The sequence below is a fragment of the Cryobacterium sp. TMB3-10 genome, from assembly GCF_004402305.1.
Classification (GTDB): Bacteria; Actinomycetota; Actinomycetes; order Actinomycetales; family Microbacteriaceae; genus Cryobacterium; species Cryobacterium zongtaii.
On record NZ_SOGH01000025.1, the window covers coordinates 63,407 to 87,450 of the forward strand.

At 67.7% G+C, this 24,044-nt stretch carries 24 protein-coding genes and 1 tRNA gene; 12 read left to right on the forward strand and 13 right to left on the reverse strand.

Annotated elements, in window-relative coordinates; translation table 11 throughout:
• The first annotated feature begins 3 nt into the window (after positions 1–3).
• From E3T22_RS19070 to cls, 3 genes are read left to right on the forward strand one after another with little or no spacing between them, the layout of a single operon-like run.
• Complete coding sequence (locus E3T22_RS19070; RefSeq protein ID WP_165787931.1) at positions 4–156, forward strand: hypothetical protein; 153 nt, start codon at positions 4–6, stop codon at positions 154–156.
• Positions 157–198: 42 nt separating this feature from the next.
• On the forward strand, positions 199–375 hold the full coding sequence (locus E3T22_RS19075) for a hypothetical protein (protein WP_165787932.1): 177 nt from the start codon (positions 199–201) through the stop codon (positions 373–375).
• A gap of 11 nt (positions 376–386) precedes the next feature.
• A complete protein-coding gene (cls, locus tag E3T22_RS13705; protein WP_088458123.1) occupies positions 387–1,841 on the forward strand; it encodes a cardiolipin synthase in 1,455 nt (484 codons plus the stop codon).
• Positions 1,842–1,862: 21 nt separating this feature from the next.
• Here cls and E3T22_RS13710 read toward each other — a convergent pair whose 3' ends face one another.
• From E3T22_RS13710 to E3T22_RS13725, 4 genes are all read right to left on the reverse strand, one after another.
• On the reverse strand, positions 1,863–2,840 hold the full coding sequence (locus tag E3T22_RS13710; protein ID WP_088457308.1) for a pirin family protein: 978 nt from the start codon (positions 2,838–2,840) through the stop codon (positions 1,863–1,865).
• 9 nt (positions 2,841–2,849) lie between these two features.
• Positions 2,850–4,373 (reverse strand): hypothetical protein, encoded by a 1,524-nt coding sequence (locus E3T22_RS13715; RefSeq protein WP_103479280.1) that lies wholly within the window; start codon positions 4,371–4,373, stop codon positions 2,850–2,852.
• 111 nt (positions 4,374–4,484) lie between these two features.
• The gene (locus E3T22_RS13720) at positions 4,485–4,715 is read right to left on the reverse strand and encodes a helix-turn-helix transcriptional regulator (protein WP_088457306.1); all 231 of its coding nucleotides are present in this window, start codon (positions 4,713–4,715) and stop codon (positions 4,485–4,487) included.
• On the reverse strand, positions 4,715–5,362 hold the full coding sequence (locus E3T22_RS13725) for a hypothetical protein (protein ID WP_134480939.1): 648 nt from the start codon (positions 5,360–5,362) through the stop codon (positions 4,715–4,717). The genes E3T22_RS13720 and E3T22_RS13725 overlap by 1 nt, the downstream gene beginning before the upstream one ends.
• Positions 5,363–5,669: 307 nt before the next feature.
• On the opposite strand from E3T22_RS13725, the gene E3T22_RS13730 reads away from it, so the two are divergent.
• The 6 genes from E3T22_RS13730 (at position 5,670) to E3T22_RS13755 (ending at position 16,173) form a co-directional block, all read left to right on the forward strand.
• Positions 5,670–8,195 carry an ATP-dependent Clp protease ATP-binding subunit gene (locus E3T22_RS13730; RefSeq protein WP_088457304.1) on the forward strand — a complete coding sequence of 842 codons (2,526 nt, stop codon included), beginning with the start codon at positions 5,670–5,672 and terminating at the stop codon, positions 8,193–8,195.
• Between the two features lie 123 nt (positions 8,196–8,318).
• Positions 8,319–8,831 (forward strand): amino-acid N-acetyltransferase, encoded by a 513-nt coding sequence (locus E3T22_RS13735; protein WP_134480938.1) that lies wholly within the window; start codon positions 8,319–8,321, stop codon positions 8,829–8,831.
• Between the two features lie 292 nt (positions 8,832–9,123).
• Entirely contained in the window at positions 9,124–12,225 is a 3,102-nt protein-coding gene (locus E3T22_RS13740) for an ExeM/NucH family extracellular endonuclease (protein WP_134480937.1), read from the forward strand.
• A 245-nt stretch (positions 12,226–12,470) separates the two neighbouring features.
• Positions 12,471–15,008, forward strand: a complete 2,538-nt coding sequence (locus tag E3T22_RS13745; RefSeq protein ID WP_134480936.1) for a bifunctional UDP-sugar hydrolase/5'-nucleotidase — start codon at positions 12,471–12,473, stop codon at positions 15,006–15,008.
• Positions 15,009–15,061: 53 nt separating this feature from the next.
• Positions 15,062–15,694 carry a DUF4232 domain-containing protein gene (locus tag E3T22_RS13750; RefSeq protein ID WP_134480935.1) on the forward strand — a complete coding sequence of 211 codons (633 nt, stop codon included), beginning with the start codon at positions 15,062–15,064 and terminating at the stop codon, positions 15,692–15,694.
• A gap of 77 nt (positions 15,695–15,771) precedes the next feature.
• Positions 15,772–16,173 carry a dehydrogenase gene (locus E3T22_RS13755; RefSeq protein ID WP_370291565.1) on the forward strand — a complete coding sequence of 134 codons (402 nt, stop codon included), beginning with the start codon at positions 15,772–15,774 and terminating at the stop codon, positions 16,171–16,173.
• A gap of 9 nt (positions 16,174–16,182) precedes the next feature.
• On the opposite strand, the gene radA is transcribed toward E3T22_RS13755, so the two are convergent.
• Together radA and E3T22_RS13765 are read right to left on the reverse strand one after the other, a co-directional pair.
• Complete coding sequence (gene radA, locus E3T22_RS13760; protein WP_134407817.1) at positions 16,183–17,547, reverse strand: DNA repair protein RadA; 1,365 nt, start codon at positions 17,545–17,547, stop codon at positions 16,183–16,185.
• A 32-nt stretch (positions 17,548–17,579) separates the two neighbouring features.
• Positions 17,580–18,362: an SGNH/GDSL hydrolase family protein gene (locus E3T22_RS13765; RefSeq protein ID WP_088457298.1), complete on the reverse strand. Its 783-nt coding sequence runs from the start codon at positions 18,360–18,362 to the stop codon at positions 17,580–17,582.
• Between the two features lie 76 nt (positions 18,363–18,438).
• Between E3T22_RS13765 and E3T22_RS13770 the strand changes: the two genes are divergently transcribed.
• Both E3T22_RS13770 and E3T22_RS13775 read left to right on the forward strand, forming a co-directional pair.
• Positions 18,439–18,528, forward strand: a tRNA-Ser gene (locus tag E3T22_RS13770).
• Positions 18,529–18,750: 222 nt separating this feature from the next.
• Positions 18,751–19,212, forward strand: a complete 462-nt coding sequence (locus tag E3T22_RS13775) for an SRPBCC domain-containing protein (RefSeq protein WP_166788754.1) — start codon at positions 18,751–18,753, stop codon at positions 19,210–19,212.
• 131 nt (positions 19,213–19,343) lie between these two features.
• On the opposite strand, the gene E3T22_RS13780 is transcribed toward E3T22_RS13775, so the two are convergent.
• Both E3T22_RS13780 and E3T22_RS13785 read right to left on the reverse strand, forming a co-directional pair.
• Positions 19,344–20,012 carry a GAP family protein gene (locus E3T22_RS13780; RefSeq protein WP_166788755.1) on the reverse strand — a complete coding sequence of 223 codons (669 nt, stop codon included), beginning with the start codon at positions 20,010–20,012 and terminating at the stop codon, positions 19,344–19,346.
• The gene (locus E3T22_RS13785) at positions 20,009–20,539 is read right to left on the reverse strand and encodes a TetR/AcrR family transcriptional regulator (protein WP_134407839.1); all 531 of its coding nucleotides are present in this window, start codon (positions 20,537–20,539) and stop codon (positions 20,009–20,011) included. Before E3T22_RS13785 ends, E3T22_RS13780 begins: the two co-directional genes overlap by 4 nt.
• A gap of 175 nt (positions 20,540–20,714) precedes the next feature.
• Between E3T22_RS13785 and E3T22_RS13790 the strand changes: the two genes are divergently transcribed.
• Complete coding sequence (locus E3T22_RS13790) at positions 20,715–21,563, forward strand: methyltransferase domain-containing protein (RefSeq protein ID WP_166788756.1); 849 nt, start codon at positions 20,715–20,717, stop codon at positions 21,561–21,563.
• Between the two features lie 183 nt (positions 21,564–21,746).
• Here E3T22_RS13790 and E3T22_RS13795 read toward each other — a convergent pair whose 3' ends face one another.
• The 5 genes from E3T22_RS13795 to E3T22_RS13815 form a co-directional block, all read right to left on the reverse strand.
• Positions 21,747–22,001, reverse strand: a complete 255-nt coding sequence (locus tag E3T22_RS13795) for a zinc-ribbon domain-containing protein (RefSeq protein WP_088457295.1) — start codon at positions 21,999–22,001, stop codon at positions 21,747–21,749.
• 54 nt (positions 22,002–22,055) lie between these two features.
• Positions 22,056–22,265 (reverse strand): RNA polymerase sigma factor, encoded by a 210-nt coding sequence (locus tag E3T22_RS13800; RefSeq protein WP_088457294.1) that lies wholly within the window; start codon positions 22,263–22,265, stop codon positions 22,056–22,058.
• Positions 22,266–22,502: 237 nt separating this feature from the next.
• Positions 22,503–22,814, reverse strand: coding sequence for an AzlD domain-containing protein (locus E3T22_RS13805; RefSeq protein WP_103461308.1), 312 nt, complete (start codon positions 22,812–22,814; stop codon positions 22,503–22,505).
• Entirely contained in the window at positions 22,811–23,560 is a 750-nt protein-coding gene (locus E3T22_RS13810) for an AzlC family ABC transporter permease (RefSeq protein WP_103478451.1), read from the reverse strand. The genes E3T22_RS13805 and E3T22_RS13810 overlap by 4 nt, the downstream gene beginning before the upstream one ends.
• A 35-nt stretch (positions 23,561–23,595) precedes the next feature.
• Entirely contained in the window at positions 23,596–24,036 is a 441-nt protein-coding gene (locus tag E3T22_RS13815) for an Lrp/AsnC family transcriptional regulator (RefSeq protein WP_134480934.1), read from the reverse strand.
• Positions 24,037–24,044 lie beyond the last annotated feature (8 nt).

Genomic DNA, 24,044 nt, shown 5'->3' on the forward strand with positions numbered 1-24,044 from the left:
CGCATGATGACTTTTCTGCCCAAGGACCAGCTGAAGCCGGATGACGACGGAAAGAAGAAGGGCCCGTCGACCAACCGGATCATGATCTGGATCGTGGTGGGTGGCGTCGGCCTGTACCTGCTCGGTTCCGGGATCTTCGGCATCCTCACCAAGTAGCCCGGCGGCGGGCGCGTCCAGATCGCGTAGGCTGAGGGGACTATGGATAGCTTCTGGGCCAACGCTTTGTACTCGCTCGCGCCCACGGTTTTGGTCGGGGTGCTCTTTTGGATCATCGTGCGCGCCATCATCCGTTCAGACCGCACCGAACGAAACGCCTACGCGCGGGTCGAAGCCGAGGAGCGGGCCAGACTCGGCCTTGACAAACCGGCCGCCTAACCGTGTTCGGTATTGACCTTTCCACCATCCTTCTCGTGGTGGCATTCCTTGTTGACTTCGCCATCCGGGTGATCGCGATCATCGTCGTACCCCGCAACCGCAGGCCCACCTCCGGCATGGCGTGGCTGCTGGCGATCTTCCTGATCCCCTACCTCGGTTTCCTGCTCTTCCTGCTGATCGGCTATCGCACCCTGCCCAAGCGTCGGGTGGAAATGCAGGCCGAGATCAACCAGTTCATCCTCGACAGCACCGCCGGCATGGAACGCGTGCAACGCGACCACCCGTGGCCGGGTTGGCTCGAATCCGTGGTCGCGCTCAACCGCAATCTCGGCGCGATGCCGCTCGTCGGCGACAACCGGGCGCGGCTGCACGGCAACTATGAGGAGACCTTCGCCGCGATGGTCGCCGATATCGACAAGGCCCGGAAGTACGTGCATGTCGAGTTTTACATCCTCTCCCTCGACCCCACCACGACGCCGTTCTTCGACGCTTTGGAGAACGCCGTCAAGCGCGGCGTGACGGTGCGGGTGCTGATGGACCACATCCAGTCGATGCGGAAGCCGGGCTTCAAACAAACCAAGAAACGGCTCACCGAATCCGGGGTGCAGTGGCAGCTGATGCTGCCGCTGCAGCCGTTCAAGGGCCAGTGGCAGCGGCCCGACCTGCGCAACCACCGCAAACTCGTCATCGTCGACGGCCGGGTCGGGTTCATGGGCTCGCAGAACGTGATCGACCGCACCTACAACATGAAGAGCAACATCCGCCGCGGCCTCAAATGGAAAGACCTGATGGTGCGGCTCGAAGGCCCCATCGTCTCGGGCCTGAACGCGATCTTCATCACCGACTGGTACAGCGAGACCAACGAGCTGCTCACCCGCGACATCGAGCCCGTGCACCCCGAGGACATCTCGGATGCCATCGACTGCCAGGTCGTGCCCAGCGGACCCGGCTTCGAGGGCGAGAACAACCTGCGCCTGTTCCTCGCGCTGCTGTACTACGCGCAGGAACGCATCGTGATCACCAGCCCGTATTTCGTGCCGGACGAGTCGATCATGTACGCGATCACGACAGCCGTGCAGCGCGGCCTGCACGTGGAACTTTTCGTGTCCGAGATCGGCGACCAGGCTCTCGTTTACCACGCACAACGTTCCTACTACGAGGAACTGCTGCAGGCGGGCGTGAAGATCTACATGTACAAAGCGCCGTACGTTCTGCACGCCAAGCACTTCACCATCGACGACGACGTCGCCGTGATCGGCTCGAGCAACATGGACATGCGTTCGTTCAGCCTCAACTTCGAGGTGTCCCTGATGGTGCGTGGGGCGTCATTCGTGCAGGCGCTGCGGGCGGTGGAGGACGGCTACCGGGCAGACAGTCGGGAGCTCACCCTCGAAGAGTGGATGAAGCAGCCGTTGCGCTCGACGATCCTCGACAACCTGGCCAGGCTGACCTCCGCCGTGCAGTAGCCGCGGCCGGCGAACCGCGGTTCAGCGGCGGGGTTTGAGCCGCACGGTGGGCAGCATCGGCGCAGGCAGCGGAGCACCATGGTACGCGACGTGGCCGAACCGGCCGGCGGCATCCGAGCCGTCGATCACCTCCGCCTGCCACTGGTCCCGCCAGGCGGTGATCTCCTCGTGGCTGCGGCCGATGAAATTCCACCACATCACGATCTGCTCGCCGAGCGGCTCACCGCCCAGCAGTAGCACCCGGGTCGGGCTGTCGCCGGTGTTCTCCAGGCGGATGACCGGACGTCCGCTGTCGATGAAGCCCAGTTCGTTCCGGTGCACTGGTGCGCCGCCGACACTGACGGTGCCGACGTCGACGAGCACCCCGTGTTCGAAAGACCGGTCGACGTCGAGGTCGATCGACGACCCGGCCGGCAGGTCGATCTGAGCGCCGACCAGCGGGGTGTCCCCGGTGGCGGCGGCGGTCTGTCCGGCCAGGGTGCCCAGGAACACGTGCAGGGTGACCGCGCCGCGCGTCACCGGTGTGATGACGTGGTTCTCGAAGTGCGGCGCCTGGTGTCGGGTGAGCTCGGGCAGGGCGATCCACAGCTGCACCCCGTGCAGCGCCGTGGTGTCTGGTGTGGACACCTCGGAGTGGCTGATACCGGAACCCGCGGTCATCAGGTTCAGCTCGCCCGGCCGGACCAGGGCGAGGCTGCCGACGCTGTCACGGTGCTCGACCTCGCCGGCGAACAGCCAGCTCGCCGTCTGCAACCCGGTGTGCGGATGCGGCGGCACCACCATCCCGCCGGTGACCGACACGTCGTCCGGGCCGTAGTGATCGACGAAGCACCAGGCGCCGATCAGGCTTCTCGCGCGCTGGGGGAGAGTGCGACGCACGCCCATCGCCCGCAGACCGCCCAGGGGAACATCCCGGGGCTGCAGGATGACAATATCCACCTCGGTGGTCGTGCTGGGGTCACAGACGAGTTCGACCGGTTCGGTTTCGAGGTTGCTCACACTGTGAGCTTATTCCGGGCGTGCCGGGGTGCGTAGCGGTTCGAGGGGCTCGGTCGGGCCGGTCTGCCCGCGCAGATCGTCGGGGTCTGCCGGCGGCAACGGGAGGGTGGGGTTGACCGGTTCGGTGCCGGCCGCGGCCGTCGGTTCCTGCGGCCCCGGGGGCGTGTCCGGCCTCGTCCCGGGGACCGTTGGAATCCCGGGCGCGACCGGCGGCCGCTGCAGCAACTCGACGAGCAGAACGGCAATCAGCGCCAGGACCGCCGTCCACATGATCACCGGTACAGCAAGCGGGCGCCAGAAGATCGCGACCGCGGCTGCAGCAAGCCCGATCAGCACGTGGGCCAGGCGCCGGTAGTGATAGAGGAAGTCCCCGAAGCTGCCCGTCGTGACCCCGGCGTTCGCCGCCGCCGCCCGGAGCCGGGCGCTGGTGCCGATGGTGGCCCGCCGCACGATCGTCGACCCACGGAACGGCCCGGCCAGGTACGCCACCACGGCCACGGTGAAGCCGACGAGCCCTACCGACAGGGCCGTGGTGTTGATGAACGGCACCACGGCGTCATACAGCGCCTGGGCCACGTTGTTGGGGAGGTACGTGGGCGACAGCGCGCTGATGAAGAGGATCCGCCCCACCGCGATCCCGGCGGCGAGCACGGCCATGGCCAGGGCCAGGGTGAGTCCGGCCCAGATCATGGTGCGGGAGCGTCGTTTGGCCACCAGCACGCCGAGGACGATCAGGCCTAGGCTCACCAGCGGCAGGACGAAACCGAGCACGTTCAGCAGCTGATACCCGGTGCGCGCCTGCACCAACGAGTCAGACTGGGCCACCACGATGGTGCGATCGACCTCGGGGATGTTCGTCGCCAACGAGAAGCCCCGGTCGACCAGTTCCTTCTTCACTTCTGCGATGATCGGCCCGAGCTGGATGCCGAGTTCGCCGGTGTCGCTGATCACCAGCGCCGTGGAGGTATCACCCTCCAGCGCCGCGATGACCTGGGTCTGGCTGGTGCGCAGCGCCTGTTCCCACAGCTCGGCGAAGGCATCCGAGGCGACGATATTGGTGGCTGCGGACTCGATCAGCTGCTGGACCCCCTGCGCGGCGGGTGTCTCGAGCAGCGCCAGGGCGTCTTTGGCGGCCTGCGGCAGGTCGAGGCTCTCCAGCCCGGTGAAGAGATCGCTGGTGATGGTGTTGATGTCGACGTTCTCGTTGACCACCGCGACGATCTCGTCAACCAGGTACGCCTGCACCGCGGGGTCGTCCGCGAGCGGGGCGAGCGAGGCGACGAACCTGTCGGTGTCATTGATGTAGCCCTTGGTCCAATAGGCCACCACGCTCACCGGGGCCAGGAGCACCCCGATCGTGATCAGCAGCGCCGCAAAAAACGCCCGCCACCTGGCGGACGCTCGGTGTTCGGCGGCCGGGCCGAGCTGTCCGCGCAGCCGAGCGTTCTCGGCGGAGAGCCGGGCGATTTCGGCGGCGGGGTCGGCGCGGCCGTTCGTGCGAGCCGGTTTGGCGAGGTTCGAGGAGCCGTCCATGTGCCGCCGCCTTTCGCCTGCGGGTGCAGGTCGCAAAATCGTGGAGCCTGAGTGCTCACAGTATTTGCGCAGTCCGGTGCCCTCGCAAGGGCCTCACGCTGCTGGCCTGGCTCAGTCGGCGCGCACGAGCAGGTCGCCGACCTCGCAGTCCAGGGCGGCGCAGACCGCGGCCAGGGTCGAATACCGGATGGCCCTGGCCCGGTCGTTCTTGAGGACCGACAGGTTGACCACGCTGACTCCGACAAGCTCGCTGAGCCTGGTGAGTGTCATCCCGCGCTCGATGAGCAGCGCGTCGAGCCGGCAGTGGATGCCCGTGGCCTCGTCGTCGGCGGCGGGCGCCACTAGACGAGTCCGTCGGTCTCGCGTTGCAGACGCTGGCCGAGGGAAATGGCGGCGGCGGCGACGAGGAGCACGAGTCCGGTGCCGGCGGGTGCGAGGTCGACGAGGGTGGCCAGTGGCCAGAAGCCGTCGGGGGCGTCGCCGTTCAGCTCGCCCGCGGCGATCATGCGGCCCAGCCCGCCGAAGCCCTGCCCCAGCACGGTGCCCAGCAGCAGTGCGTAGCCGACCAGGGCGACCAGCCAGAAGACCGGACGGTTGAACGGGCGGCGGCGCAGTACGCTCCAGCAGAAATAGAAGACCGTCGCCGAGACCAGCAGCGCCGTGGCCAACGCGGTGGAGCCCTCCAGGGTGAGCAGAAACCTGGGCAGTGCGCTGAGCCCGGTGACGGTGACCTCGGCCGTGTCGAAACTGCCGCCGTGGATCTGCGCGGTGCCGGTTGACGCTGCCGACGGCAGGGGAGCATCCGCGAAGAGTGTGACGACGAACCTGTCGGTGAGGAGCTGCCGGACCAGGGTGACGGCGCCGATGCCGGTCGCCAGAAGCCCCGAGAGCACGGCCCCGATCAGTACCAGCCAGGTGAGAACCCTGCCGAGCCGGTGTTCCAGCCGGGACGTGCGTTGCGCCCTCTCGGCCTGGGCTGTTTTCATCACGAGATGCTCCTAACGATTATCGATATGAATACCGATCATGACCATATCGTTTGTCGTTGTGCTGAGCAAGGGCCTCAGTCGAGCTGCCCCGCTGCGGTCCACCTGCTCCGGTGCGCCGGCGCAACTCGTCCGAACGGGGGCAGGTCGGGGAAAATGCCGCGGAACCGCCGGTGCTGCAGGAGACGGAGGCGAGCGCGGGAGTCACATGTGTCACGCCCATGGCGAACAGAGGCACGCATCCGGGCATCCGCTGGTTACTCTCTTTGTATCGGTGCCATAACCGCCCTGGCGCCAAGGGAGTGTTCATATGTTTGAGAGATTTACCGACCGAGCTCGTCGTGTCGTCGTCCTGGCCCAGGAAGAGGCCAAGATGCTCAACCACAACTACATCGGAACCGAGCACATTCTGCTCGGGCTCATCCACGAGGGTGAAGGCGTGGCCGCCAAGGCCCTGGAGAGCCTCGGCATCTCGCTGGATGCCGTGCGCGAACAGGTGCAGGACATCATCGGCCAGGGTCAGCAGCAGCCGACCGGGCACATTCCGTTCACGCCGCGCGCCAAGAAGGTCCTCGAGCTGAGCCTGCGCGAAGCGTTGCAGCTTGGCCATAACTACATCGGAACCGAGCACATCCTGCTCGGGCTCATCCGCGAGGGCGAGGGCGTGGCCGCCCAGGTGCTGGTCAAGCTCGGCGCCGACCTCAACCGGGTGCGCCAGCAGGTCATCCAGCTCCTTTCCGGCTACCAGGGGAAGGAGCAGGTGCAGGTGGGTGCGAACGAGACCGCGGCCAACCCCGCGGGCAGCCAGATTCTCGACCAGTTCGGGCGCAACCTCACCCAGGCGGCGCGCGACAACAAACTCGACCCCGTCATCGGGCGCGAGAAGGAGATCGAGCGGGTCATGCAGATCCTCTCCCGCCGCTCCAAGAACAACCCCGTGCTCATCGGTGAACCCGGCGTCGGCAAGACCGCCGTCGTCGAGGGCCTCGCCCAGGCGATCGTCAAGGGCGATGTGCCCGAGACGCTGAAGGACAAGCAGCTCTACTCGCTCGACCTCGGTTCGCTCATCGCCGGCAGCCGCTACCGCGGTGACTTCGAGGAACGCCTGAAGAAGGTCACCAAGGAGATCCGCACCCGCGGCGACATCATCGTGTTCATCGACGAGATCCACACCCTCGTCGGAGCCGGTGCCGCCGAAGGCGCCATCGACGCGGCGTCGATCCTCAAGCCCCTGCTGGCCCGCGGTGAACTGCAGACCATCGGCGCCACCACGCTGGATGAATACCGCAAGCACTTCGAGAAGGATGCCGCGCTCGAGCGCCGCTTCCAGCCCATCCAGGTGAACGAGCCGTCGCTGCCGCACACCATCAACATCCTCAAGGGGCTGCGCGACCGGTACGAGGCGCACCACAAGGTGTCCATCACCGACGGCGCCCTCGTGGCCGCGGCGAACCTCGCCGACCGGTACGTCTCCGACCGCTTCCTGCCGGACAAGGCCATCGACCTGATCGACGAGGCCGGCGCACGCCTGCGCCTGTCGATCCTGTCCAGCCCGCCGGAGCTGCGCGAATTCGATGAGAAGATCGCGGTGGTGCGTGCCGCCAAGGAAACCGCGATCGAGGACCAGGACTTCGAGAAGGCCGCGGGCCTGCGCGACGAGGAGAAGAACCTCCTCGGCGAGCGTCTGCGTCTGGAGAAGAAGTGGAAATCCGGCGACGTCAAGACCACCGCGGTCGTCGACGAGGGCCTGATCGCCGAGGTCCTGGCCCAGGCCACCGGCATCCCCGTCTTCAAGCTCACTGAAGAAGAGTCCTCGCGGCTGGTCTTCATGGAGAAGGCACTGCACCAGCGGGTCATCGGTCAGGAAGAGGCCATCTCGGCACTCGCCAAGACCATCCGTCGCACCCGTGCGGGACTCAAGGACCCGAAGCGTCCGAGCGGTTCGTTCATCTTCGCCGGCCCCACCGGTGTCGGCAAGACCGAGCTGGCCAAGGCGCTCGCGGAGTTCCTCTTCGACGACGAGGCCGCCATGATCTCGCTCGACATGAGCGAGTACGGCGAGAAGCACACGGTCTCGCGCCTGTTCGGTGCTCCTCCCGGGTTCGTCGGCTTCGAAGAGGGTGGCCAGCTCACCGAGAAGGTGCGCCGGAAGCCCTTCTCCGTTGTGCTGTTCGACGAGATCGAGAAGGCTCACCCCGACATCTTCAACTCGCTCCTCCAGATTCTGGAAGAGGGCCGGTTGACGGATGGCCAGGGTCGCGTGATCGACTTCAAGAACACCGTCATCATCATGACCACCAACCTCGGCACCAGGGACATCAGCGGCTCGCCCGTCGGTTTCCAGCTCGAGGGCGACACGGCCACCAGCTACGACCGGATGCGCGGAAAGGTGAACGAGGAACTGAAGAAGCACTTCAAGCCCGAGTTCCTCAACCGCGTCGACGAGATCATCGTCTTCCCGCAGCTGTCCAAGCCTGAACTGCTGCAGATCGTGGACCTGTTCATCAAGCGCCTGGGCGACCGGCTGCTCGACCGCGACATGACCATCGACCTCACCCTCGCGGTGAAGGAGCATCTCATCGAGGTCGGCTTCGACCCCGCCCTGGGCGCCCGGCCGCTGCGTCGCGCGATCCAGCGTGAGGTGGAGGACCGCCTGAGCGAGAAGATCCTGCACGGCGAACTGAACGCCGGCGACCACGTGCACGTGGACTTCGTCGACGGGGAGTACGTGTTCACCACGACGAACCGCAACGAGGCCGTCTCGGTGGGCATCAATACCGCCGCGGCTGTCGGAACCGGACCGGGCACGCCCGATCTGGCCATCACCAGCGAATAGGCACAACAGCTCCACACGAACGGCCCGGCGGACATCCGCCGGGCCGTTTGTCGTCCGCCCCTAGACTTGACCTTCCGACACAACAGAATCGGTCGCGGCTGGCGGCCAGGGGAGCGGGCGGACGTGACACACCAGGAGTTCATCGTGCGCCGGGCGCAGACCCGCGACGTGCCGCGCATCCAGGCGCTCGTCGAACCTCTCGTGCAGCAACGCATCCTGCTCGGCAAGGACCGCGTCGTCTTCTATGAGGCCGTGCAGGAGTTCCGGGTGGTCGAGGACCTCGAGGGAAACCTCGTCGGCTGCGGCGCCCTGCACGTGATGTGGGAGGACCTCGGCGAGGTGCGCACTCTCGCCGTGTCGGAGGACTGGCTCGGGCGCGGTATCGGGCACGCGCTCATCGGCCGACTGGAGGCGGACGCCCGGGAACTGGGCCTGACGCGCCTGTTCTGCCTCACCTTCGAGGTGGACTTCTTCACCCGGAACGGGTTCGTCGACATGGGCACCGAAACCGTGGACCCCGCCATCTATGCCGAGCTGGTGCGCTCCCCGGACGAGGGCGTCGCGGAGTTCCTCGACCTCGCCCGCGTCAAGCCGAACACCCTCGGCAACACCCGAATGCTCAAGCGCCTGGCCTGAGTCCCCCCGGCCCGCTCAGATGTGGGCGCCGTCGGCATTTCTCTGCTCATCTGAGCATGTTGTCTGCGCCGTAACCAGCCGGACATAGTCGGTCGTTAGGCTGCCCCCCGAAGCACTCCGGCCGACCCGCACGGTTTGTGCGCCGCCCGCCCTGCGGGGTTCGTTGCGCGCCTACCGGCTCGTTCGGCGTGCCAGAAACCCGAGCTCCACCGCGCCTTGCCCTGCGCCCTGCCCTGCCCTGCCCTGCTCTCTGTTCCGCCAGACCGTTCATCGCACCCACCCAGGAGACTCCATGTCGCTCGCCCCGCCCCGCCCGCTTCGGCTGGCCCTCGCTTCGCTGATCGGAGCGTGCCTCGCCGTCGCCCCGGTCGTCGCGTTCCCCGCCCAGGCCAACACCGCCGGCACCGGCGTCGTCATCAACGAGGCCTACCTCAGCGGCGGCAGCGCCGGCGCGGCGTTCTCGGCCAAGTTCGTCGAGCTGTACAACCCCACCAACACCGCCATCGACCTCTCCGCCTGGTCGCTGCAGTACCGCAAGGCCACCGGCGTCGTCACCGACAGCCCGGCGGCCGTCGCTCTGACCGGAACGATCCCGGCCAAGGGGTACTATCTCGTCTCCGGCGGGTCGAATGCGAACGGCGCGAACGGTGCGGCCCTGCCCACCCCCGACCAGGTCTCCACCCTCAACCCCAGCGGCACCACCGGCACCCTGATCCTCGCCAACTCCACCACGCCGCTCAGCCTCGAGTCCGGCAACGCCGCCGGTAACCCGAACGTGATCGACCTGGTCGGCTACGGCGCCTCCCTCACCTTCGAAGGCGCCGTCGCGCCGGCGCCGAGCTCCAACACCGACGTCAAGTCGCTCAACCGCAGCGCCGCCGCCGACACCGACAACAACGCCGCAGACATCACCCTGTCGGCCACGATCACCCCCACCAATTCGGCCGGCCCGACCGGCGGAACACCCACACCGGCCCCGACCGACCCGCCCGTCGTCACGCCCACCCCGACCCCGACGACGGCCCCGCCCACCGACACCACCGCGATCAGCGCCATCCAGGGCACCGCGGATGCCAGCCCGCTGGCCGGTAGCACCGTGAAGACCGTCGGCGTCGTCACCGCCGCCTACCCCACCGGCGGCTTCGCCGGCTTCTACCTGCAGACCCCCGGCACCGATGGTGCCAACAATCCCGCCTCGCACGGCATCTTCGTCTACACCAAGACCCTCGGCGTCGACGTTGCTGTCGGCGACTACGTGAGCGTCACGGGCGCCGTCAGCGAGTACTACGGACTCACCCAGCTGACCATCAACGCTCTCGGCGACATCACCCGGCTCGACGGCGCCGGCATCACCGCCCCGGTCGCCGCCGAACTCCGGCTCCCGGCAGGTGACGCAGACCGCGAACGCCTGGAGGGCATGCTCGTCGCCCCCGCTGGTGCGTTCACGGTGACGAACAACTACACCACTAACCAGTACGCCGAAATCGGCCTCGCCGCCGGCACGACGCCCCTGGTCAACCCCACCGTCACCGACCGCCCCGGCAGTGCCGGTTACACGGCCGCCATCGCTGCCAACGCGGCGCGGGCAGTCACCCTCGACGACGGCGCGAGCACCAACTACCTCAGCTCGTCCAACAAGGGCCTGCCGGTTCCGTACCTCTCCACAACCGCCCCGGTACGCATCGGCGCCCCGGTCACCTTCACCAAGCCGACGATCCTGGACTATCGCAACAGCGCCTGGAAGCTGCAGCCGACAACAGCCTTGGTGCCCGCCAACGCCGCCATCGTGCAGCCGGCCACCTTCGAGAACACCCGCAGCTCGGCGCCGGAAAAGGTGGGCGGCGACATCCGCCTGGGCACCTTCAACGTGCTGAACTACTTCTCCACCACCGGCGACACCCTCACCGGGTGCCAGTACTACACCGACCGTGCCGGCGCCAAGATCACCGTCAGCGGCGGATGCGACGCCCGCGGCGCGGCGGACCAGGCGAACTTCCTGCGCCAGCAGGCCAAGATTGTCGCGGCCATCAACGCCCTCGACGCGCAGGTCATCTCACTCGAAGAAATCGAGAACTCGGCAGTCTTCGGCGCCAACCGGGACACCGCCCTGGCCACCTTGGTCGCCGCGTTGAACGCCGACCTCGGCCAGGATGCCTGGGCGTTCGTGCCGTCCCCGGCCGCGCTGCCGGCCAACGAAGACGTCATCCGCACCGCCTTCATCTACCAGAAGGCAGCTGTCGAAACCGTGGGCGGATCCACGATCCTCACCGGATCCGCCGCGTTCAGCAACGCCCGCCAGCCGCTCGCCCAGGCCTTCCAGCTGGTCGGCGATACCGACAGCCGCTTCCTCACGATCGTCAACCACTTCAAGTCCAAGGGGTCGGGCACCGGCGTGGACGCCGACATGGGCGACGGTCAGGGCGCCTCGAACGCCTCCCGCGTCAACCAGGCGACCGCGCTTGTCGCGTTCGCCGACACGATTTCGGCTCAGTCCGGCATCGACAGGGTGTTTCTCACCGGCGACTTCAACGCCTACGACCAGGAAGACCCGATCAAGGTGATCACCGACGCCGGCTACCTGAACCAGGAAGCGAAGAGCGGCGAATACACCTACGCGTTCGGCGGGTCGGTCGGTTCGCTCGACCACGTCTTCGCTTCCCCCGAAGCGGATGCCGTCGTGACCGATGTGGACGTCTGGAACATCAACTCGGTCGAATCCGTGGCGCTGGAATACAGCCGGTACAACAACAACGTGACCGACTTCTATGTCGCAGACGCCTTCAGGTCCTCGGACCACGACCCGGCGATCCTGGGCCTGAACTTGGCCAGTCCGACGGAGCCCACCCCGGTCCCGACGACCGAGCCCACCCCGGTTCCCACCACGGCGCCGACCCCTGTCCCGACGACCGAACCCACGTCGACGCCCACGGTCCCAGCAGCCACCGCACCGACGCTTGCCCCGACCGCGGCGCCGGAGAGTGCCCTCACCGCCGCCCTGCGCGACAAGATCAGCACCAACGCGTCGCGCTACTCGGCCGGCTCGGCGATCACCATCACGGCCGGTGCCGCGTATACCGGTGACTTCGTGTCGGCCTGGGTGCGCTCCACCCCGGTCAACCTGGGTGGCTGGCTGCAGGTCAGCGCTGCGGGCACCGTGACCACGGCGCTGCCGACGGACCTGGCCGCTGGCACGCACCGCATCATCCTGCAGGATGCAGCGGGCGCGGTCATCGGCTGGACCGAGATCACGATCGTCGCCCCCGGTTCTGCGGCGGCCGGCACCCTCGCCAGCACGGGTGTGGAGAGCGCCCCACTGCTGGCCGGGGCCCTGCTCCTGCTACTGCTCGGCGCGCTGCTCGCCCGTCGTCGCCGCTCCACCCTGCCGAGCGCCTAACCGGCCGGCGCAAGCGGGCATCCCCCAGCCGGGGGACGCCCGCTCCCCACCGCTCAGAAGTTGGCCTCGTCTGCCCTCCTGTGCTCATCTGAGCACGTTGCCTCGCCGTAACCCGCCGGACATCCGGCGTCGTTAGGCTGCCCCCACAGTCAGTCCGTCCGCTGTTGTCGCCGATTTTCACGCGCGCCACACCGGCCCTTCATCTGCATCCCCGTCACCCCACGGCACCACTTTCGAGGAGAACAATGTCGCTCAACCCGTCCCGCCCGCTCCGGCTGGCCTTCGCTGCAGTGATCGGAGCGTGCCTGGTGGGCGCGCCCGTCGTTGCCGTCCCGGCCGTCGCGGCCCCGCTCCCGGTGCAGCTGAACCTGCTGAACATCAACGACTTCCACGGGCGAATCGATGCCAACACCGTGAAATTTGCCGGGACCGTGGAGACCCTGCGCGCCCAGCACCCCGAGAGCACCCTGTTCCTCTCCGACGGAGACAACATCGGCGCCTCGCCCTACGAGTCGGCGTCGCAGCAGGACACCCCGACCTTGGACGTACTGAACGCCCTCGAGCTGTCAGCCTCCGCGGTCGGCAACCACGAATTCGACCAGGGCATGGACGACCTCACCGGTCGGGTCTCGGAGAAAGCCAACTTCGACTACCTCGGTGCCAACGTCTACAAGGTGGGCACCCAGACGCCCGCTCTCCAGGAGTACGCGCTCCGCGAGGTGCAGGGCGTCACTGTTGCAGTGATCGGTACCGTGACCGAGGAAACCCCCACCCTGGTCTCGCCCAACGGCATCGCATCCGTCAGCTTCGGTGACCCTGTCGACGCGGTCAACCGGGTCGCCGGCCAGCTCACCGACGGCGACGACGCCAACGGCGAGGCCGACGTCATCATCGCCGAGTACCACGAGGGCGCCGGTGCCGGCACCGTGGAGAACGCCACCCTCGAGCAGGAGCTGGCCCTCACCGGCAGCGCCTTCGCCAAGATCGTCACGAAGACCTCAGCGGCGGTGGACGCCATCTTCACCGGCCACACCCACAAGCTGTACGCCTGGAACGCCCAGGTCCCCGGTGCCGCGACGGGCGTGACCCGCCCGGTGCTGCAGACCGGTAACTATGGTGAGAACATCGGCCAAGTTGTGCTCAGTTACGACACCGTCACTGGGGCCACCACCACGGTCACGAACCAGAACGTCAAGCGCAGCACGGCCGCCGACGCCGCTCTGGTCAGCGCATTCCCCAGGGTCGCCACCGTCAAGAACATCACCGACGCGGCCATCGCCAAGGCGGCCGTCACAGGCAGCGTGAGTGTCGGCACCATCTCTGCGCCGATCACCCGCGCCTCCATCGGCGGAGCGACCCCCGTTGTCGAGGACCGGGCCGCCCCGTCGACCATGGGCACCTTGGTGGCCAACGCACTGCTCGCGACTTTGTCCGACGAGAAGAAGGGCGGCGCTGATATCGGTGTCGTCAACCCCGGTGGACTGCGCAAGGACCTCCTGACCACACCGGACACCGACGTGAGCGTCTCGGAAGCAAACGCCGTTCTGCCGTTCGCGAACAACCTGTGGACCACCACCCTCACCGGAGCCCAGTTCAAGATCGCCCTGGAACAGCAGTGGCAGCGCGACAGCAAGGGCGCCGTGCCCAGCCGCCCCTACCTGCAGCTGGGTCTCTCTGACAATGTGAACTACACGTTCGACGCGACCCGTCCAGAGAGCGACCGGATCACCGGCATCTGGGTCGACGGGAAGCCCATCGACCCGGCCGCCGGCTACACCATCGGCTCGTTCAACTTCCTGCTCACCGGTGGAGACAACTTCCGCGTCTTCACCGAGGGCACCGGCACCACCGACTCTGCCCTCGTCGACCGCGACGCCTGGATGTCCTACATCACGGCCAACAGCCCGCTGTCGCCGTCATTCGCCGCCAACCAGGCTTCCGTGACCGGGGTGCCGAGCACGGCGGTCAAGCCCGGTGACACCGTGAGCTTCACCGTGTCCCAGCTCAACCTGACCTCCACAGGTGCCCCGAAGAACACCGAACTCGCCGTCACCTGGGCTGGCAGCAAGACGGTCTTCGCTCCGGCATCCGTCGACGCCACCGGCGCCGCAACGGTCACCGTCACAGTGCCCACCGACGCCGCGGCCGCCAGTGAGATCACCCTCATGGCCAAGGAATCCGGCACCACGGTGCGGGTGCCCCTGGCCGTCACCGTTCCGGTGACGGAGCCGACCCCGGTGCCGACGACCGAGCCGACCCCGGTGCCGACGACGGCTCCGACCCCGGTTCCGACGACGGCTCCGACCCCCGCCCCCACCGAGCTTCCCCAGACCGGATCGTCCGCTCCCACGAGCGCACCGACGGCCGCGGCGGAGTCCGCTCTGACCAAGGCCCTGCAGAACAAGATCACGGTCAATGACTCCACGGTGGCCGCCGGTGACAAGCTCACCATCGGCGTCGGAACCGCGTTCGCCGGTCAGTACGTCTCCGTCTGGGTTCGCTCCACGCCGATCAACCTGGGCGGCTGGCAGCGGGTCAGCGCCGCGGGCACCGTCGCCGCGGTGGTGCCGGCCGGTCTCGCCGCCGGTACGCACAGCATCATCGTGCAGGATGCCGCGGGCGCCGTGATCGGCTGGACCGAGATCACCGTCACCGGCGTCACCCCGGCCGCGACACTCGCCCAGACCGGACTGGACGCCAGCCCGTGGCTGGCCGGCGGCGCGCTGATGCTGCTGCTCGGTGCGGTTCTGGTGAGTCGTCGCCGGGTTTCGATGGATTCGTAACCGACACGCAGAGCATTACCGGCGGCGCCGGTAGACCTCGCTAGCCTTGGACCATGTCGACGATCAAGCATCCCGTCGGCCCCCAGGCCAGCACCGTCTACCGGCGCCGTCGTTTGGTGGTCGGCTTCGGTGTGCTCGCCGTGCTCCTGATCGTCATCCTGATCGTCGTGCGCCCCGGCGGCGGCAGTGACCCGGCATCGACGGCGGCGCCGACGCCGACCGGAAACGCGGCCGATCCGGCAATTACCGCCGACCCGGCCGCCCCCGGCGCCGCCGGGGCGGCGTGCGACCCGGCGGCCGTGCAGGTCGAGGCGATCACCGACCAGGACGCCTACGACGCGGGCGACGAACCCGAGCTCTCCCTGAGCGTGACCAACACCGGCAGCACACCCTGCACCCTGAACGCCGGCACCGCCACGCAGGTGTTCACGATCACCAGCGGCGCCGACGTGTACTGGTCCTCCACCGACTGCCAGTCCGACCCGGCAGACGCCGAGGTCACCCTGCAGCCAGGCGTCGCGGTGAGCACCAAGACGCCGCTCACCTGGGACCGTACCCGCTCCAGCCCGGAGACCTGCGAGATCATCGACCGGGAGCCCGTGCCCGGCGAGGGCGCGTCGTACTACCTCTCTGTGAGCGTGGGCGGCGTCGAATCGGCCGGCCCCACCCAGTTCCTGCTCAACTGACCGCCAGCCCGCGGTGTTCGCTCCGGGCTGAGGCCTCGAGTGGCCCCGCTCCGGCCGTGAATGATTGAATGGAGCACGTGACAGACGCGACTTCAGATACCCGATCGGATGCCCTGGCCAGCGCCCTGGCCAAGCAGGATGTCGCGGCGGTGGCGTACGCGCTCCGCAACGATGTAGTGATCGCGCCGTTGCTCGTGGTCAAGGGCTCCGCCGAGCAGGTGCGGGTGTTCGGTCGGGAGGGCAGCGACAAGCGCACCCTGCTGCTCTTCTCCTCCGGCGAGAACTACGCCCGGATGATCCCCGACGAGGTCGATCCGCAGGTGATGGTGGCCGACGGGCAGTGGCTGCGGGAGTTCCTCACCGTGCACAGCGAGACGCTGGAGATGGTCTTCTTCGACGTGGCCGGCCCCGCCGTGATGCAGGCGGCTCCGGCTGACCTGCTGCGCGCACTCGGACCGATCGAGCCGTCGACGGACTGACCCGACCCGCTACCGGAACGCGTCGTCCAGCTCGGCGTCCCGCCGGGAAACACCCGTGCCCAGCGCCCGGTTCACCGCGGTCTGCACGGTGCTGCTGGACGCGTCGATACGGGTGCTGAAGCCCATCCGGGCGGCCTCGGCGGCGCGCTGCTTGGCCGCGGACACCGGACGGATCTCACCGGCCAGGCTGATCTCGCCAAACGCCACCACGGTGTGCGCTATGGGTTCGTCCTTGAGCGCCGATGCGACCGCGATCGCGATGGCCAGGTCCGCGGCCGGTTCCACCAGCCGTACCCCGCCCACCGTGGAAACGTACACGTCCTTTTTCGAGAGCGGATAGCCCGCCCGCTTCTCCAGCACCGCCAGCAGCATCGCCACGCGGGAGCCGTCCACGCCGTTGGTCACCCGGCGCGGGTTGGGCATGGCGGTGTCGATCACGAGCGCCTGCACCTCCACCGGCAGGGCGCGACGTCCCTCCATCGCCACGGTCACACAGGTGCCGGAGACCGCGGCGGTGCCGCGGCTGAGGAACAGCCCGCTCGGGTCAGCGACCTCGCTGATGCCGTCACCGGTCATTTCAAAACAGCCCACTTCGTCGGTGGAGCCGAAGCGGTTCTTGAGGGCCCGCACGAACCGCAGCGCAGTATGCCTGTCGCCCTCGAACTGACAAACCACATCCACCAGGTGTTCCAGCAGCCGCGGGCCGGCAATGGTGCCGTCCTTGGTGACGTGCCCCACCAGCAGCACGGGCAGGTTGCGGTCCTTGGCGAGCCGGATGAGGGTGGACGCCACCTCGCGCACCTGGCCGGGCTGCCCGGCCTGGCCGTCGTTGAGGGAACTGGACACCGTCTGCACGGAGTCGATGATCACCAAATCGGGTTTGACCGCGTCGATCTGGCCGAGGATGGTGGCCAGATCGGTCTCGGCGGCGATGAAGAGTTCCGGCTGCAGTGCCCCGGTGCGTTCGGCGCGCAGGCGCACCTGCGCCACCGATTCCTCGGCACTGACGTAGAGCACCCGGGACTTGGCTACGGCCGCCTTGGACGCCACCTCGAGCAGCAGGGTGGACTTGCCCACCCCGGGCTCGCCGCTAAGCAGGATCACCGAGCCGGGCACGATGCCGCCGCCGAGGACCCTGTCGAACTCGTTGATGCCGGTGGGCCAGTGCGCTACCGCCGTCGTGTCGACGTGGGTGATCGGCCGGGCTACGCCGGTGCCGCTCACAACGGAGGGAGCGACCGACCGGCTGATGCCAGTCTTCTCCGCGGTTTCCACCACGGTGCCCCATTGCTGGCATTCGCCGCAGCGGCCCGCCCATTTCAGGGTGGTCCAACCACACTCGGTGCAGCGGAAGTTGGAGACGGGTTTAGCCATGCTGCGAGCCTAGCCGCGGCCGCCGACACGCCTCACTCGGTCAGGGCCTCCTGGGGGACCCGTCGGGCCACGGCCGAGCTGAGCAGGGGCAGAAAGGCCTCCGCCCAGGTGCGGTAGCCGCGGTCGTTCGGGTGGAACATATCGTTGGCCACCTGCGTCAGCACGCTCCGCCAGCCCTGTCGTTTGGTGGTGGCGTGCAGCGGCACGACGGTGAGGCCGTGCTCGGCGGCCACGTCGCGCACGATCTGGTTGGCCACGGCCACCTTGCGTTCGTTGTGGGGCAGGTGGAAGCACGGCAGGTCGGCCACGAGCGCGTGCGGCGGCAGGGCCGCGAACACTGTGCGAATGCCGGATTCGAAGCGTTCCGCATCCCACTGGGCGATGTCGTTGGCGCCGATGGCGACGGTGACGAAGTCGGGCTGCAGCTTGGCGAACCGCGGCAGCTGGTCGCGCACGGCCAGCTCCACGGTGGCCCCTGAGACACTGAGGTTGATCACCCGCAGGGTGCGGCCTGTGGCCAGACGGATGTGGTCGGCCAGGATGCCGACATAACCACGGTTGGGCGCGCTGGCGCCGATGCCCTGCGCGGCACTGTCACCGATGGCCACGTAAAGCAGGTCGCCCTTCTCCTTGGCGTGGGTGCGCCACCAGAGCGAATTGATCGGCAAGGTCTCGTTGAGCTCGGCGGCGTTGGCGGCCAGGTGCAGCTTGAAGCGCCTGTAGTTGGCGACCGCCACCGCTGTGATGCCGGCGGTGGTGGCCAGGGCGCCGGCGGCGAGGGCAAGAGTGCGGGGAGTGGAACTGTCGTTTGTCACCCCGCGAGAGTACCGCCGGCCTCTGACAATTGCCCGGATTGGCGCCGGACCCCTCCTCTCAACTACAATCGCTCTCGGTACCGTGTCCGAGCGGCCGAAGGTGCAACTCTCGAAAAGTTGTGTGGGGGAGACTCCACCGTGGGTTCAAATCCCACCGGTACCGCCACGAAAAACCCCGTTGATCCTTGTGATCACGGGGTTTTTTTGTCCCCGGACGCGGTCACACCCCACGGAAATCCCACAACTGATCGAGCTCGCGCGGTTCTCTCGCCCGTGAACAGGTTCGCAATCATGGGTACGCTCGATGAGGCGCGTTTGCGGAACTGGTTCACGCGCCGCTCGGCGGGCAATGTCCCGTCGCGCTCAGCTCGAACGTGAAGGAAACACCGTGTCTGATCACGCAAGAATCAAGGGCCACACCGTGACCCGCACCGTCCACATCGAGGCTTCGCGCGCGCGCGTCTGGATGGCGCTGACCGACCCCGAGGTGATGGTCCAGTGGTTCGGAGACGCTGTGATGTTCGCCGCGCTCGAGCCCGGCGCTACCGGCAGCATCGACTGGGATGACTACGGCAGCTTCCCGATCGAAATCACCGAGGTGGTGCCCGACGACTCGTTCGGCTTCCGTTGGTCCGGAATCCCCGCCGAAAAGCTCGACGAGTACTCGACGCACGTGCGCTTCACCATCGCCGATGCTGGTACCGGGACGGATGTCACGGTGATCGAATCGGGCTTCGATACGCTCCCCGGCGGTACCCGCTACCGTCGCGAACGTCTCGAGCAGAACCGAGAGGGCTGGGACGTCGAACTCGACGAGCTCGCGATCCTCCTCGAGGATGTTGCCCAGTAGTTCACGATCACGGGGGAGTCGCTCGATGAGTCGGCCGCAGATCGGACACTGCTGAAATTCGTTCTGCGTTATCGAGAGCTACCGAGACGGCGTCCAGGTCATCATCGAAGAGATCTGGATCGACGCTACGTTCAGCGCAGCGCCCAGAAGGGCAGCGAGGCGACCACCCCGCCGAGCAGAATCAACGCGACTGCTATCACCGGCGATGCCGTGACGTCACCGGTGCCCAGGCGCGTGGTGATGCGGGACAGCAAAGCGTGCGTCCGCCGGCGGGAGAGGATGCCCACGGTGAGAAGCACGAGGCAGGGGAGGCAGTAGATCACGGCGTAGCCAGCGAGGATCAGCAGCCCTGCCCCGGTAGTGACACCGGCGTTGAGGAGGCGTTCGATCGCGATGAAGTACGGAAACGCGTTGGGCAGGTCGGCGCCGGTCAGAAGCGCGCCGAACGGAAGCGCCGTCCAGGGCGTGAACCAAGCGGGCAGTGCGATGGGGGTGCGGGGTCTGGTGCGGAACCGCCGGATGCCGGCGAGGATCAGCACGAGGCCTGCGGCGGCGAAGGCGACGTATCGGATGCCCTGTACGATGCCGTCGACCGCTCCGGCAGCTGCGCCCGCGCCGAGGAACAGAGCAGCGCCGGCGCCGAACACGGTGAGTGCTGCACCGAGCACCGTCACCAGTGCCGTCAGCGCGGGGCGCCGGGGGGCGGCAAGGAGGATCAGTGTCACTGCGACGATCGTGGCCGGGTTGAACGAGTCCAGCACCGCGAGCCCGGCGATCGCGAGCAGAAGAGGCGCGCTCACCGCCTGTCCGGCCCCGGACCGCGTACGAGGACGTCGATCAGGGCGTCGAGCTCCGCCTCCGTGGGGGCGGTTTCGATGCCGGCGACGACGTTCGCGGCGAGTCCGTCTCCGACTAGACGGATGATCCGCGCTCGAGTTGCGTCTCCCGTGTCGTCCTGGATCATCGACTCCCACCGCGCGATCGCCTCCCGCGATGCGGCCGCGACGTCGTCTCCGGGCGTCTCGACCGCACGGTGCGCGATGGCCAGCGCCCGGAACAACGCCACGTCCTCCCCGGCCGGCACCGAGATTCGCAACCACGTCTCCGCCGCTCGGCCCTCCGTCGATGCGGCGACCATTATGGCGTCGATTTCCTCAAGGGCAGCCACAGCCAGTCCTTGCACAAGCGCCGCCCGGGAGGGGAAGTGATGCAGGAGGCCACCCTTCGAGACGCCGGCCTTGCTCGCCGTCTCGTTCAGCGAGGGGACGACTCCGCGATCTAGTGTGAGCTGTCGGGCGGCGCCGAGAATGAGTGCTTTGCGATCCATGCGAGCATCGTATCAAGAAAGACCGTCCGGACGGTCGGTTTCACAGTTGATTCCACTCCGCGTTCGCCCGGCAGGTGGCGAGCCGGCCCGGGACGCACCGGAGCCGGACGTCGACCCGTCGTTTTCGCTAGCCTTGAGCCTTCCCGACCACCGCCCGCGAGGAGCACGCCTACCCATGCCGACAGTTGCGCTGGAGCCTCGCTATTTCGACCGGATGGGCTCCTCGCTCGGTGACAAGGCGCGGATGGTGCTGCCGCACCTGCGTGGCCCCCTGGTGCTGGATGTCGGAGCCGGCGGTGGCGAGCTCACCGCCGCGATCGCGGGTGCCGGCTTCCGGACATCCGCCCTGGACGCCGCGCCGGACGCCATCACCAGGCTGACTGCGCTCGGGATGTTGCACGAGGTGCGGCGCGGCTACGCCGAGCAGGTGCCGCAGCTCTTCGACGAGCCGTTCGACACGATCGTCGTGAGCGCCCTGCTGCATGAGGTCTACTCCTACGGAACGTCGCCGAATACCGAGCCAATCCTGCGCGGGTACGACGCGCTGGCACTCACCGTGACCCGGTGCCGCGAGAGCCTGCGCGGTCGGGGCCGCTTGATCATCCGCGACGGTGTCATGCCGGAACGGCCCACGGAGCTGGCGACCGTGGACGGATTGTCCGACGAGGACGTCGAGGCGTTCCACGATTACCTGCGGCGCAGCCCGCACCCGTTGTTGCGGGCGCTGCACCTGCGCGGGCGGAGCCTGACCGGCACCCGGCATGCCGTCGCCGAGTTTCTGCTCACGCTCACCTGGGGCATCGAGACCTTCCCGCGGGAAGCCCTGGAGCGTTATCAGCTCTTCACTCTGGGCGGGTACAGCCAATACGCAGGGGACCTGGGCTTCGATCTCGTGCACAGCGAGGCGGTCACCCAGCAGGGATACGTCGACGCCCTCTCTTGCCTCAGAGTCACAAGCGGCGACCGGCCGTGGTTCCCGGCCACGAACGGCCTGTGGGTGTTCGAGAAGCGATCAACCCCGTAGCCGGCTCTGCAGCAGCCGAAGCCCGCCGACAACTGTTAGCCGTGCGGACAACTGTTGCCGGTGTACCGGGCGCAAGTGCCCGGATGGGCAACAGTTGCGCGGACTAGAAGAGGTGACCGTAGCCGAGAGCGACGAGGAGGTGGCGCACCGGTCTCGAGGCGACCGGAGCGCCTGTCGCAGCGTCTAGGAAGACATGCGGGACTGCACCCAGTCCAGTGAATGTCGCGCCTGGTCGGCGCTGAGGCGGGTCTGTCCACCACAGTTCGTGCACTCGTTGGAATATTTGGTGGAGAACGAGAACAGCGGCAGAAAAAAAACCGTGAACCGGTTCGCAGACTTCACGACATTTTGCGGCGCTCGCTCCCCGCAGAATGCGCAGACGAACGTGACGACGTTGATGACCTTCTGCGAGGCATTGATGCCGAAGAGGAGAAACATTGTCGGTTCCTTCCGAGGGTGTCAGGAGAAGGATTGCCCGACTCCCGGTAGTAGTCAGGCGGCGACGCGCAGGGCCGAACGCAGGTGCGTGAGGCCCTCGCTCAGACGGGAATCGGCGACGTCGACGCTCACGCCGAGCAGGTCGGCGACCTGATTGTTGCTGAAGCCCGAGTAGTAGGCGAGGTGAATCGCCTGGCGGTGTTCCGGCGACAGGGTGTCGATGGCGTCCGTGGCGTGGTCGAGGGTATGAGTGGTTGTGAACATGAATCGTACTTTTCGTTATGACGTGTGAAGGCGGCGCGCAGCATTGCGTGCGCCGAAATTCGAACAGCGTAGGTGATCGACCGTAAGTCCCGGTCGAGTGCGTCCGAGCGGGTAGTACCCGTTCGAGCGGTGCGTGACTCCGGCCATGGATTGGGGCAGCGGAGTGGTCGGATCGTGGTAAGGATCGACGCGCAACTTCCTACACTAGCACACGGGCGGGGCCGATCCCGCCCAGGACTACGGCAGGCCGAGCAGCCGGAGCCCGGCCGCCGCTGCCGCACCCACGATCACCACGACGAGGAACGGCGCCTTCAGCCACAGGGCCACGGCGGCGGCCACCAGGGCCCCCAGCCTGGCGTCGAGCACCAGCTGTTGCCCGGTCGCCACCGAGTTGGCGACGGTGAGGGAGGCCAGCAGGCCGATGGTGAGGGTGCCTGCGATCCGGGCAACCCGAGGATTCGCCAGCCACTTCTTCGGCACAAGATAGCCGAGGAGCTTGGTGAGGAACCCGACGACGCAGGCGACGACGATCCAGAACCACAGGGTCACGAGGGGTCCGTCCGGTCGGTCTGCACGGTGTCGGGATACGGGTCGATATCGGGCTCCAGGCCCTCACCGTCGGGTCCGGCCCGGTAGCCGAACCAGCCGACCGCGGCAGCCACCACGGCTGCCACCAGAATCGGCACGCCAGGTGGCACGAACGGTACGGCAAGGATCGTGGCGAGCGCACAGGCCGCAGCGATCGCGCCGGCGTCCCGCGACCGCAGCCGCGGCCAGAGCAGGGCCAAAAACGCGGCCACAGCGGCGCCGTCCAGGCCCCACCGCTTGGGGTCGCCGAGCGCGTCGCCGGCCAGGGAGCCGACCAGGGTGAATAGGTTCCACAGCACGAAGATGCCGACCCCGGCCACCCAGAAACCCCGTCGCTGCTCGAGAGGGTCGGTCTGACCGGTGCTGGTGGCCAGCGACTCGTCGATGGTCACCTGCGCGGCCGCGAGGCGCCACCACCCGCGCGGCTGCAGCAGAACGTTGATCTGCATCCCGTACACCGCGTTGCGGATGCCCAGCAATGCCGCCGCGCTCGCGGCGGCCACCGGCGTGCCGCCGCCGGCGATGACGCCGATGAACGCGAACTGTGAGCCGCCGGAGAACAGCAGCAGGCTCAGCGCCTGGGTCTGCCACACGGTCAGCCCGGACGCGACGGACAGGGCGCCGAACGAGACGCCGTACAGGCCGGTGGCCACGGCGATGGACAGGCCGACCCGGGCTCCGGGGGACTGGCGCAGGGACGTGGACACCGGCCGATTTTAGCCGAAGCGGCGCCCGGACCGGGTCATTCCCTGGCGGTGGCTGGTGGCCGCAGGGCGAGCCGAGTCTGGGTTTGACCGGCCCCGGCCTGCTTCTTCAGGCGGTGCAGCAGCTCGTTCAGGTGCGTGGTGTCATTGACCCAAACGTGCAGCAGGTAATCGTACGGACCGGTCACATGCGCGGCATCACGCACCTCGGGCTCGGCCAGAGCGGCGAGGAGAAAGGAGTCGGAGTCCGCGTCGGTGCGGAGCCGAACGTCAATGAAGGCCTCCAGCCCGAGCGGGCCCAGCTGGGCGTCATCGGCCAGCACAGCCCGATACCCCACGATGACCCCGGTGGCTTCGAGCTTCCGCACCCGCGCGGCGGCCGCGTTCGTGCTCAACCCCACCGCGGTGCCGAGGGCACTGAAGGAAATGCGCCCGTCGGTGCGCAGCATGCCGATGATTTCGCCGTCGAGATCGTCCATGCCGCGAT